The sequence below is a fragment of the Pseudomonas sp. P8_241 genome, assembly GCF_034008315.1.
Taxonomy (GTDB): Bacteria; Pseudomonadota; Gammaproteobacteria; order Pseudomonadales; family Pseudomonadaceae; genus Aquipseudomonas.
On the sequence record NZ_CP125377.1, the window covers coordinates 1,694,160 to 1,706,140 of the forward strand.

An 11,981-nucleotide genomic window follows, 5' to 3' on the forward strand; every position below is an offset into this window, starting at 1 on the left:
CACAACTAAGGCTGTTTGCTATGCAAAATCGCATGATGATTACTGGCGCGGGCTCTGGCCTGGGTCGCGAAATCGCGCTGCGCTGGGCGCGTGAAGGCTGGCAACTGGCATTGTCGGACGTCAGTGAGCCCGGCTTGCAGGAAACATTGACGTTGGTGCGCGAAGCCGGCGGCGACGGGTTTATCCAGCGCTGCGATGTGCGCGACTATAGCCAGCTGACCGCGTTCGCCCAGGCTTGCGAAGTCAAATTCGGCGGTATCGATGTCATCGTCAACAATGCGGGCGTGGCGTCAGGTGGATTTTTCAATGAGCTGTCCCTTGAAGATTGGGACTGGCAGATCGCGATCAACCTGATGGGTGTGGTCAAGGGCTGCAAGGCTTTCCTGCCATTGCTGGAAAAGAGTAAAGGCAAAATCATCAACATCGCGTCGATGGCTGCGCTGATGCAAGGTCCGGCGATGAGCAATTACAACGTGGCCAAGGCAGGCGTAGTTGCGTTGTCGGAAAGCCTGCTGATCGAACTGGCGCACCAGGAAGTCGGCGTGCATGTGGTATGTCCGTCGTTCTTCCAGACCAACCTGCTGGACTCCTTCCGAGGCCCGACCCCGGCCATGAAAGCTCAAGTCGGCAAGTTGCTTGAGAGCTCACCGATCACGGCTGCCGACATCGCCGATTACATCTATCAGCAGGTCGCCGCTGGCGAGTTCATGATCCTGCCACACGAACAGGGCCGCATGGCCTGGGCGATCAAGCAGAAGAACCCGCAGTTGCTCTACAACGAAATGACCGTCATGGCCGATAAAATGCGCGCCAAGTCCAAACAAACCGCAAGCTGATCTTGCTCCTGTGCATTGCGCTGGTTAGGGTGGCCGCCATCGGCCATCCTCGCGAGTTACGTGCATGCTCAATTACCTGTGGTTTTTCCTCGCCGCGCTGTTCGAAATTGCCGGGTGCTTTGCCTTCTGGATATGGCTGCGTCAGGGCAAAAGTGCCTGGTGGGTGGTGCCGGCCCTCATCAGCCTCACGCTCTTCGCGCTGCTGCTGACCCGTGTCGAAGCGACCTACGCGGGTCGCGCCTATGCCGCTTACGGTGGCATCTACATCATTGCCTCGATCGGCTGGCTGGCGGTGGTCGAGCGGATTCGCCCGCTGGGATCGGACTGGATTGGCGTAGCGCTGTGTGTGATTGGCGCGAGCATTATCCTGTTTGGCCCACGATTCTCCGCTTCCTGACAGAGATTTCCTGCACCTAAACGAACCTGTCAGACCTTTCTGTCAGCGGAGCAGGCCGGCGTTGTAGGGCGAGACTGATTTACTGCCAATGCATTGAAGGCGTGCGGCGAGCCGGGCATCTTCAGGGGCCGGTAACCTTTGAAGGACATACCTGATGCTCGTACTCAGCCGCGTTGTGGGCGAAATCATTTCCATTGGTGACAACATTTCCGTGCGCGTACTTGCGATCAACGGAAACAACATTCGTTTTGGCGTTGAAGCTCCACAGGACGTTGCGGTGCATCGATCCGAGGTGTATGAACGTATTCGGACCAAAGTGGCAAAAAAGAAGGGCAACTGAAGGGGTCAGTCAAACAGGTGTTTGGGTACGTCGTGCTTGAGCATCAATTGGCATTGTTCGCTCTCAGGGTCGAACACAATCAGTGCCTGGCCTTTGGTCAAAGCCTGACGCACGCGCAGGACGCGGGTTTGCAGTGGGGTGTCGTCGCCATTGTCGGTACCGTCGCGGGTCACGAAATCTTCGATAAGGCGGGTCAGGGTATCGACTTCAAGTTGGTCGTGGGGGATCAGCATAGGCACCTCGGTTCAATCAATCGCGCGATGCTACGGCGGTTATCAATACATCACCAGTAGGAGCTGCCGAAGGCTGCGATCTTTTGATCTTGTACGGCGCCATTGAAGCCAAACATCAAAAGATCGCAGCCTTCGGCAGCTGCTACGATTTTTACACCTGTTAACCGTCCGACCGCTGCCCCACCAGACTGTCCACCGACGGCACCCGCGTATCGCTTTCCATCTGGGTCTCGTGTTCGATCTGGTGACTGAAGCGGTCCAGTGAACCCTTGGCCGGTTGCGCGTCGCTGGCGAACACTGGCGGGCTGAGGATGTAGGCACCGAGCAATCGGCTCAGCGCGGCGAGGCTGTCGATGTGGGTGCGTTCGTAGCCGTGAGTGGCGTCGCAGCCGAAGGCGAGCAGAGCGGTGCGAATGTCATGGCCGGCGGTGACCGCCGAATGGGCATCGCTGAAGTAATACCGGAACAGGTCGCGCCGGGCCGGTAATTCGTTGTCACTGGCCAGGCGTAATAAATGCCGGGACAGGTGATAGTCATAAGGTCCACCGGAATCCTGCATGGCCACGCTCACGGCATGCTCGCTGGAGTGTTGGCCGGGGGCGACCGGTGCAATGTCGATGCCGACGAATTCGCTGACGTCCCAAGGCAATGCCGCTGCCGCGCCACTGCCGGTTTCCTCGGTGATGGTGAACAGTGGATGACAGTCGATCATCAGCTCTTCGCCGCTGTCGACGATGGCCTTGAGCGCCGCCAGCAATGCGGCCACGCCGGCCTTGTCGTCGAGGTGACGGGCACTGATATGGCCGCTTTCGGTGAACTCCGGCAGCGGGTCGAAGGCGACAAAGTCACCCACACTGATACCCAGGGATTCGCAATCGGCGCGGGTGGTGCAATAGGCATCCAGACGCAATTCGATGTGATCCCAACTGATCGGCATTTCATCCACGGCGGTATTGAACGCATGCCCGGAGGCCATCAGTGGCAACACGCTGCCACGGATCACGCCGTTGTCGGTGAACAGGCTGACGCGGCTGCCTTCGGCAAACCGGCTGGACCAGCAGCCGACCGGCGCCAGGGTCAGGCGACCGTTGTCCTTCACAGCACGCACAGCCGCGCCGATGGTGTCCAGGTGCGCGGAGACGGCGCGGTCCGGGCTGTTTTTCCTGCCTTTGAGCGTGGCGCGGATCGTGCCACGCCGAGTCATTTCGAAGGGAATGCCGAGTTCTTCAAGGCGTTCTGCGACGTAGCGCACGATGGTGTCGGTGAAGCCGGTCGGGCTGGGAATGGCGAGCATTTCCAGCAGGACTTTTTGCAGGTAACCGAGATCGGGTTCTGGGATTTTGCTAGTCATGGAAACTCCTGATGAATTGAGCGCATCGATGGTTTCGATGAGGGGATGTTTTTTGCCTGTCAGGCCGCTTTCGCTGGCAAGCCAGCTCCTAGAGGAGTGCGCATGCCAATGTAGGAGCTGGCTTGCCAGCGAAGGGGCCAGTCCAGGCACACAAAACTAAGAGACCACCGGCTGGCTGTGCGGAAACAACAAATCGACAAACCGCTCCGCCGTCGGTTGCGGTTCATGATTGGCCAATCCGGCCCGCTCGTTGGCCTCGATAAACACATACTCCGGTTGATCGGCAGCCGGCACCATCAGGTCGAGGCCAACCATCGGAATGTCCAGTGCCCGCGCTGCCCGCACAGCGGCGTCCACCAACGCCGGGTGCAGGATTGCGGTGACGTCCTCAAGAATACCGCCGGTATGCAGGTTCGCCGTGCGCCGCACGAACAAATGCTCGCCCGCCGGCAAAACACTGGCGTAGTCATATCCGGCGGCCTGCACAGTGCGCTGGGTTTCGTGATCCAGCGGGATCCTGCTCTCACCGCCGGTGGCCGCTTGTCGACGCCGACTCTGCGCTTCGATCAGCGCACCGATGGAATGCTGACCATCACCCACTACTTCGGCCGGCCGACGAATCGCGGCGGCCACCACTTCGAATCCGATCACCAGAATGCGCAGGTCGAGGCCCTCGTGAAAGCTTTCCAGTAATACGCGACTGTCGAAACGGCGGGCGGACTCGATGGCTTGCTGCACCTCTTCAATGGTTTGTAAATCCACCGCCACACCTTGGCCCTGTTCGCCATCCAGCGGCTTGACCACCACCCTCTGGTGCTCGTCGAGAAAGGCCAGATTGTCATCGGCGTTACCAGCCAATTGCTGGGAGGGCAGGTTCAGTCCTGCAGCCTTTAGCACTCTGTGAGTCAGGCTTTTGTCCTGACACAGGGTCATGCTGATGGCGCTGGTCAGATCGCTGAGAGATTCACGGCAACGCACCCGGCGCCCCCCATGACTGAGGGTGAACATCCCGGCGTCGGCGTCGTCGACTTGTACATCGATACCGCGTCGGTGCGCTTCCTCGACGATAATCCGGGCGTAGGGATTGAATTGCGCTTCGGGGCCAGGCCCGAGGAACAATGGTTGATTGATCCCGTTCTTGCGCTTGATGGCAAAAGTCGAGAGGTTGCGAAAGCCCAATTTACTGTAGAGGTTTTTCGCCTGGCGATTGTCATGCAGAACCGAAAGGTCGAGGTACGCGAGACCGCGACTCATGAAGTGCTCGATCAGATGCCGCACCAGCACTTCACCGACACCTGGCCGGGAGCATTGCGGATCAACAGCCAGGCACCACAGGCTGCTGCCGTGTTCCGGATCGTTGAACGCCTTCTGGTGATTGAGCCCCATGACACTGCCGATAATCTGACCACTGTCTTCATCTTCTGCCAACCAGTACACCGGGCCGCCCAAGTGGCGCGGGGTAAGCAATGTGGCATCGATCGGCAGCATGCCGCGCGCCTGATACAGCTGATTGACCGTCTGCCAGTCTGCCTCGCTTTGTGCGCGACGAATACGAAATCCGCGAAACACACGTGTGGCCTGGCGGTAGTCACTGAACCAAAGGCGCAAGGTATCGGACGGGTCGAGAAACAACTGGGCGGGTTCCAGTCCCAATACTTGCTGAGGCGCGGCGACATACAAGGCAATGTCCCGCTCGCCGGGTTGCTCATTGAGCAACTCTGCGGCGAGGCTTGCGGCGTCGGCGAAGGTATGGCCGATCAGTAGTCGGCCCCAACCACAGTGCACGGCGATCGGAGCAGCACCGAGTTCACAGCGATCTTCGGCCAGACGTGCCTGCAAACGCTCGTAAGAGGGTGCCTGACCGCGCAACAAGCGTTGGCTGATGGCCGTAGCGTGAGGTTTCATCGATCAGATTCCTTGTTCGCTGAGCCACAGGTTCAGTGCCGCCAGTTGCCACAGCTTCGAGCCGCGCAATGGCGTCAGTTGACCTTGGGGATCGGTCAGCAGGCGGTCGAGCATAGCGGGGTTGAACAAGCCGCGGTCCTGACTCGGATCAAGCAGTAGCTCGCGTACCCAGTCCAGTGTGTTGCCCTGCAAATGCTTGAGGCCCGGCACCGGGAAGTAACCTTTCTTGCGGTCGATCACTTCGCTCGGGATCACCAGCCGCGCCGCTTCCTTCAACACCTGTTTGCCACCGTCCGGCAGTTTGAATTGCCCCGGCACCCGAGCTGACAGTTCCACCAGTCGATAGTCGAGAAACGGCGTGCGCGCCTCCAGGCCCCAGGCCATGGTCATGTTGTCGACGCGCTTGACCGGGTCGTCCACCAGCATCACCGTGCTGTCCAGACGCAACGCCTTGTCCACCGCAGCGTCGGCGCCAGGCTGTGCGAAATGCTCCTTCACGAAGTCGCCGGCAGCGTCATTGGCGGTCAGCCATTTCGGCTGCACAGTGGCGGCGTAATCGTCGTAGCTGCGGTCGAAAAATGCTTCGCGGTAAGCGGTGTACGGATCGCCGGCACCGTCCACTTGCGGATACCAGTGGTACCCGGCGAACAGTTCGTCGGCACCCTGGCCGCTCTGCACCACCTTGCAATGCTTGGCCACTTCTCGCGACAGCAAATAGAACGCAATGCAGTCGTGGCTGACCATCGGCTCGCTCATGGCACGGAACGCGGCGGGCAGCTGTTCGATGATTTCTTTTTCATCGATACGCAGCTGATGATGCTGCGTGCCGTAGTGCTGGGCGATCAGGTCCGAATACTGGAATTCGTCACCACGTTCACCACCAGCGTCCTGGAAACCGATAGAAAAGGTCGACAGATTTTCCACGCCGACCTCGCGCAGCAAACCCACGAGCAAACTTGAATCGACACCGCCCGACAACAGCACGCCGACATCGACCGCCGCGCGCTGACGGATGGCAACAGCGTCGCGTGTGCTGTCGAGCACGCGGTCGCGCCAGTCTTCAAGGCTGAGGTTTTTCTCATCCTCATGTGGGCCATAGGGCAGGGTCCACCAGGTTTTCTGTTGGGTGCTGCCATCGGCTTCGATACGCATCCAGGTCGCAGGTGGCAACTTTTCGATGCCCGCCAGCAGGGTACGGGGTGCCGGGACCACGGCATGAAAATTCAGGTAGTGATTGAGCGCCACCGGGTCGAGGATCGGGTTGATGTCGCCGCCCTTGAGCAACGCCGGCAAAGCCGAGGCAAAACGCAGGCGCTGGCCGGTGCGCGACAAGTACAACGGTTTTACGCCAAGACGGTCACGGGCAATGAACAGACGTTGGGCATCCCGTTCCCAGATGGCAAAGGCAAACATGCCGTTGAGCTTGGGCAGCAAGGCTTCGCCCCAGGCGTGATAGCCCTTGAGCAGCACTTCGGTATCACCACCGGAATAGAACGCGTAACCGAGGTCTTCAAGCTCTGCGCGCAGTTCCGGGAAGTTGTAGATCGCACCGTTGAAGGCCAGTGACAAGCCCAATTGCGCATCGATCATCGGCTGCGCCGAGCCGTCCGAGAGGTCCATGATTTTCAGGCGCCGATGGCCCAGGGCAATTGGTCCCTGACTATGAAAGCCCCAGGCGTCGGGCCCCCGAGGGGCCAGGTGGTGGGTAATTCGTTCAACAGCTGCAAGGTCTGCAGGTTGATGATCAAAACGTAACTCGCCAGCTAATCCGCACATAAATTCCTTACCGGTTTTTCCGTTGGGGAGGGTCAATCGATACCGCGCCCAAATGGCGGGTACTCAGAAACTGACCCGGCTGGGTGCTCGTAGTTTTAGATCGATGGGTTATAAGCAGCGAATGTCGAAGATTGGGCGGGCGAGACAGAAATGGACCAGGAGCGTGCGGTAATTATTGCTGTGATACATAGGAGTATCTGCTTGGACAGCGTCCAATCCGACTCGATATTTGAGTTATTTTTTGTCGTTCGCGCCTCGTAGGCTGAAAGCTTCTAATCGCAATAAGGATATTGCTCATGCTACCTGCTGCCCCCACGACACCCCCTGTGGTGCCGCTGACATCAACACAACGTCTCGAGAGTCTGCTGGAACATACGGGTGATCTGGACACGGCCCAAACCTTGCAAGAATCAATGCCTGAATGGTTGACTTCGGCGGAGCTGAGCGTGGCTCAGGCTTTGAATTCGGCCATGCAACAGTCCCAGGTTTCCTACACCAAGGCTGCCGAGGTGCTCGCAAGGCTCAAACCCTTGGACGAATACTGCAAGGAGCAATTGACTCTTCTACTCAAGGAAAAATGGAAGGTCGACGTTGATGTCGAGCGGGACACACTGGATATCATTAAAGCCGTGCTTTCTTCAACAGGAGTGCTGCCGGTTGCCTGGGAGAAGGGGAAGGTAACCAGGTCACGCAGCCTGCTGCACGCCGCTATGGAAAATTTCACCTCCGAGGAAGCCACACCTGGCGGCCTACCAAAAGACTCGGTGATCAAGGTCGACGCAAAACCTCAAAAAGGTGCTGACATGACCCCCGCCAAGTTTGCCGAACTTTGTCGCGAACTCGATCTTGGGGGTAAATACCAGAGTCATGTGAATGACGTTCTGGCACTGCCGGCCAACCCCACAGGCAACCCGGTCAGTACCGCCTCGTCAGCCGCCGATATTCGACAGTTGAAATTGCTGGACATCCAGGTCGCCGCCCATGTGGCTTATCTGAAAAAGCACATCAGCAGTACCGTTTACACGATGTTGCTCAGCGTCATTGAACAGGATCTCCCGGCGGCCAAGGCCAAAGGGACCCTGTTCGATGGTGCACCGGTGATTTGGCAAGGCTTGCAAATTCATGATGCTTGCCTGTGTGGAGTCTTGGTCTTTACCAAGGTTTCCATCGATACAGCCCCCTCGGCCAAGTGCGTTGTCTACATGCCCAACGAGCCCAGACGACCCCTGTATGAATATGCCTCGCTCGATGATTTCAAAGCCTATCTGACCCTTCATCTGCAAAGCAAAGTCTACAAAGACCGCTTTTGCGAACTTTACTTTCCCGGCAATGACAAGACGGTTTTTTTCACCCGCTTCGACAAGAACAAGAACCTGGGCAGTCTCACCGCAATGCCGGCCGATACATGTCCCGGCGATTTTTTCTTTAACGCTTTCGTCCACAAGACCCAACTCGATGCGCAGATCCTCGCTGTGCCGACGGCGGAAGTCGACGAACTCCAACGAGAAAAGACCCTCCAGACATTGCTCGATGGAGGTCTTTTACTGTTGAACGCGGCGTCATTTTTTGTCCCTGTGATTGGTCAATTGATGTTGTCGGTGGCGGTCGTCGAAATTCTCAGTGAAGTTTATGAGGGCGTGGAGGACTGGGCGCACGGGGAGCGAACCGAAGCCCTCACGCATTTGCTGAATGTTGTCGAAAGCCTCGCGCAGATGGCTGTCTTTGCCGCAGGGCAGAAGGTGGTGAGCTCGATTGCCAGCAAAGTGACGCGCGCAAACCCTGACTTCTTCAAGTCTTTCATTCCGATTGAAAAAACGGATGGCACAACACGCCTGTGGAAGTCTGATCTCAAACCCTACGAACGCAGGCTTTCTACGGATAAAGGGCTGAAGGCCGATGCCGAAGGGTTCTACGAGTTCGACCATCAGAAGTATGTGCAGATCGACGGACACTTTTATGCCGTCGATTTCGACGCGGCTGCAGAGGCCTGGAAGATCAAGCATCCGACACGCCAGGATGCTTACACGCCGATTCTCGAACACAACGGACAGGGAGGCTGGCGCCAACCCGGCGAGCGTACGGAGGAGTGGAGCGACGGTGCTTACGTATTGAAACGGCTCGATTCTCGACTGGCCGCGCAAGATAACAGTCGCTTGGAGAAAATCCGTCAGGTGACCGCAAGCCCTCTGAGTGAGCTACATCGATTGAGTGAGGAAAACTTGCAACTACCTGCACGTTTGCAGGACTCGATCGATCGTTTTCGACTGGAGCAAAGGGTTCGAGATTGCATTGCGATATTGGAGCAGGGTGATCCAGAGACTTTTATCCACACCGACGAGCAGATGAATGAATTGCCATCAATGAAGGGGTGGCCTACCGGACGTTACATTCGAGTACTCAACGACGAAGGCATTACCAAGGAATATTTTCCCAAAGACGCATTTATTGCTAACGAGGAACCTGCGGTCGATGTCACCGAAGAGCAATTGTCTGAAGGCCAGTTGCTCAGAAGGATTGTATCCGGGCTGTATCCCGAGGAAGTGGAGGACCTGCTCGGAGGAACGGTCAGTGATCAGACGGAAAACGATGCGTTGGCCAAGAAGCTCGCTGCATCAATGAAAAATGATCGATTACCGTTGTTTGAGCGTCTGTATGAAGCACATGACACCGGTAATGACAGCGATGCCGAGTTGCTCAGAAAGGCTTTCCCAAAGGTGCCGCACACCATCGCCCGAGAGCTGATAGACCAAATCAGTAGCGTTGAACGATTGCGCCTGCGGACCCTCAAGCGCGTTCCGATGAGGCTTGCACAGCGTGCTCGTGAGGCATTGGCAGAAGTGAAACTCGACAGGGGTATCGGTGGACTTCATCTGCCGGAAATCGCCGATGTCGACACGCGCAATCTGGCTTTCTCCCTGCTCGAACATTTGCCTGGCTGGAACAGTGAACTGTTGCTGGAACTGCGTAACGGCTCGATCACCGGGCCGGTACTTCGCAGCATTGGCAAGCAAGGTAGCGCACTGAAGCGAACGATTGTGGAGTCGGCGGAGGGTTATCGGGTGTTCGACGGCGATGACAAGAATCTGGCGAGCGTTCTTCAAGGACCAGAAGCCTTATACCAGGCTATTGCGCATGCTCTGCCCGAATCACAACTGACCACCATGAGCCTGGGTGCCAACAGACCGGCGCAAGTCCTGGCGTTGCGTAATCGGCTGGCTTCCCGAGCCGTGGAGGATCGCGCGCGCAGCGCTCGTCTGCTGACGGGTAAGCCTCCAGGTGAAAGGGTGGCGCCCGATACCTGTGTACTGGCCGATCCACCGGCAGCTTCTTCTCATGCCTCAGGTCTGGTTCGAAAGGCCAAAAAACTCTATCCCCTCAAGACCGAAGCGCAAATCAGCACCCTGCTCGACAGTCTGGGGACTGACCATTTGAGTCGAGCAACAGCCGTCCAGCAGCGTCAGGGCCAACTTGAAAAACTGCGTCGAGCGCTAAAAACCTGGCGCAACGACGACACCGAAATGCGTAAGTTGCAAGGTGATTTGAATGAGTATCGACAGAGTCGTTGCCAGGTGTCCGATGCTATCGAAAATGCCTGGAGGCAAATGGGCGTGGTGCGAGACGAGCAGCGGGCGAGCAGTGTATTGGGGCTGAGGCTGGACGGAATGCGGGTCGGCCAGCTCCCGACATTGTCACCGGACATCGACTTCGATCACATTGAACTTCTATCGCTGAAAAACATGAATCAGGGTAATGACCTGGCCTACTTTCTCAAACACTTCAAGTCGGTGCAGTCCTTGGAGCTGGACAGTAACCAGTTGACCCTGTTGCCCGAATCAATCTCCTTGATGACCGGCTTGAGGTATTTGAGCCTTGCCGACAACAAGCTGGTCATGACCGAGCAAACGTTGAAGAAACTGGCGGCCATGCGCACGCTGAAGACATTGAACCTGAGCAAGAACCCTTTGGGCACGCTCCCGGATGTTGGCAAAATGTTCGATTTGCGCTTGTTGATGCTGCGCAACACCCGTGCCACCGAGCTTCCCAAGGGGCTGGCGAAGCTGCCCAATCTTGACCGAGTCGACCTGCGCGATAACGACATCGGAACACTGCCGGACTGGCTGTTTACTGTTCCTCGCCGTTTCAGCCAAAGCATCAATCTGCGTACCAATCCGTTAGTGAGCGACAGCCGCGTCAAGCTCAAGGCATACCGTGACCGGGTCGGTATCGGCATGGGATTTCTGGAGGATGACATTGCGCGTCTGGATGAGCAGACCGCCAAGGCGCTTTGGTTACCGGAGGAGGTCAATGTGACCTATTCGCCACGTGGAAAGATCTGGACCGCATTCAAGGATGATCCCGGTTCCGATGGGCTTTTCCGGTTGCTGGCGGAATTGGGGAATACGGCGGACAGCCAGTATGTGCGCGAAGACATGACTCGGCGGGTCTGGTCGGTGCTGGAGGCCGCCGAAGGCAATGCGGCGCTGCGCGAGCAGGTATTTGACCTTGCTGCCAACCCGATCAACTGTACCGACTCGGCGGCGTTCAATTTCAGCAATCTTGAGGTGGCGGTAGAAATTGAAAAAATCACCGGCCCCTTGGGCAGTGCGCAGTCGGCAGCAGCTTCGCTGACGAAACTGGGCAAGGGGCTTTTTCGACTCGATCAACTGGACAAAATTACCCAGACGCACATCAGCAGGCATCCGGAGGTCGATCCACTGGAGGTTGGACTGGCCTATCGCACCGGGCTGATCAAAGATCTGGATTTACCCGGCCAACCTCAACACATGCGCTACAAGTCACTTAGTGGCGTGTCAGAACAGGACCTTGCGTCGGCCAAAACCAGTGTGCAACGCGCGGAGCATTCGCCTGAGCTGAGTAAATTCCTGGTGCAACGTCCTTTTTGGATTGACTACCTCAAACGCAGTTTTGCGGAGGACTTTGCCAAAATGACCGAGCCATTACAGGATCGTCTGCAAAAAGTGTTTGATCAGAGGGACACGATGACGGATGCCGATTACCGCACGCAGATTGATACCATCAAGACTGAGCAGGCCACGGCAGAAAAAACATTGCTGGAGCGCCTCACCGGGGATGTCTTGAAACTGGTCGATACGAGCAGTTGCGCCATCCCCGAGCGCTGAAC

The 11,981-nt window shown here is 57.3% G+C and carries 8 protein-coding genes; 4 read left to right on the plus strand and 4 right to left on the minus strand.

The genetic code is table 11. The features are described from left to right. The first annotated feature begins 20 nt into the window (after positions 1–20). The 3 genes from QMK58_RS07645 to csrA all read left to right on the plus strand — a co-directional run bounded on the left by QMK58_RS07645 (position 21) and on the right by csrA (position 1,573). Entirely contained in the window at positions 21–836 is an 816-nt protein-coding gene (locus QMK58_RS07645) for an SDR family oxidoreductase (RefSeq protein WP_053161824.1), read from the plus strand. 64 nt (positions 837–900) lie between these two features. Beyond that, positions 901–1,233, plus strand: coding sequence for a YnfA family protein (locus tag QMK58_RS07650; RefSeq protein ID WP_053161822.1), 333 nt, complete (start codon positions 901–903; stop codon positions 1,231–1,233). 154 nt (positions 1,234–1,387) lie between these two features. Beyond that, positions 1,388–1,573 carry a carbon storage regulator CsrA gene (gene csrA, locus QMK58_RS07655; RefSeq protein ID WP_053161821.1) on the plus strand — a complete coding sequence of 62 codons (186 nt, stop codon included), beginning with the start codon at positions 1,388–1,390 and terminating at the stop codon, positions 1,571–1,573. A 5-nt stretch (positions 1,574–1,578) separates the two neighbouring features. On the opposite strand, the gene QMK58_RS07660 is transcribed toward csrA, so the two are convergent. The 4 genes from QMK58_RS07660 to QMK58_RS07675 form a co-directional block, all read right to left on the minus strand. Further along, positions 1,579–1,806 carry a YheU family protein gene (locus QMK58_RS07660; RefSeq protein WP_053161819.1) on the minus strand — a complete coding sequence of 76 codons (228 nt, stop codon included), beginning with the start codon at positions 1,804–1,806 and terminating at the stop codon, positions 1,579–1,581. Between the two features lie 160 nt (positions 1,807–1,966). Then, a complete protein-coding gene (locus QMK58_RS07665) occupies positions 1,967–3,157 on the minus strand; it encodes an osmoprotectant NAGGN system M42 family peptidase (protein ID WP_053161817.1) in 1,191 nt (396 codons plus the stop codon). A gap of 156 nt (positions 3,158–3,313) precedes the next feature. Then, on the minus strand, positions 3,314–5,062 hold the full coding sequence (gene ngg / locus QMK58_RS07670; protein WP_320396104.1) for an N-acetylglutaminylglutamine synthetase: 1,749 nt from the start codon (positions 5,060–5,062) through the stop codon (positions 3,314–3,316). Between the two features lie 3 nt (positions 5,063–5,065). Beyond that, positions 5,066–6,838 (minus strand): N-acetylglutaminylglutamine amidotransferase, encoded by a 1,773-nt coding sequence (locus QMK58_RS07675; RefSeq protein ID WP_053161814.1) that lies wholly within the window; start codon positions 6,836–6,838, stop codon positions 5,066–5,068. 296 nt (positions 6,839–7,134) lie between these two features. Here QMK58_RS07675 and QMK58_RS07680 point away from each other — a divergent pair, with 296 nt between their 5' ends. Further along, the gene (locus QMK58_RS07680) at positions 7,135–11,979 is read left to right on the plus strand and encodes an NEL-type E3 ubiquitin ligase domain-containing protein (RefSeq protein ID WP_320396105.1); all 4,845 of its coding nucleotides are present in this window, start codon (positions 7,135–7,137) and stop codon (positions 11,977–11,979) included. The last annotated feature ends 2 nt before the right edge of the window (positions 11,980–11,981 follow it).

Bases quoted from the DNA above. Each gene is read 5' to 3' on its own strand.
- QMK58_RS07665 (WP_053161817.1), bottom strand. From the start codon at position 3,157: ATGACTAGCAAAATCCCAGAACCCGATCTCGGTTACCTGCAAAAAGTC.
- QMK58_RS07675 (WP_053161814.1), bottom strand. From the start codon at position 6,838: ATGTGCGGATTAGCTGGCGAGTTACGTTTTGATCATCAACCTGCAGAC.
- QMK58_RS07660 (WP_053161819.1), bottom strand. From the start codon at position 1,806: ATGCTGATCCCCCACGACCAACTTGAAGTCGATACCCTGACCCGCCTT.
- csrA (WP_053161821.1), top strand. From the start codon at position 1,388: ATGCTCGTACTCAGCCGCGTTGTGGGCGAAATCATTTCCATTGGTGAC.
- ngg (WP_320396104.1), bottom strand. From the start codon at position 5,062: ATGAAACCTCACGCTACGGCCATCAGCCAACGCTTGTTGCGCGGTCAG.
- QMK58_RS07650 (WP_053161822.1), top strand. From the start codon at position 901: ATGCTCAATTACCTGTGGTTTTTCCTCGCCGCGCTGTTCGAAATTGCC.
- QMK58_RS07645 (WP_053161824.1), top strand. From the start codon at position 21: ATGCAAAATCGCATGATGATTACTGGCGCGGGCTCTGGCCTGGGTCGC.
- QMK58_RS07680 (WP_320396105.1), top strand. From the start codon at position 7,135: ATGCTACCTGCTGCCCCCACGACACCCCCTGTGGTGCCGCTGACATCA.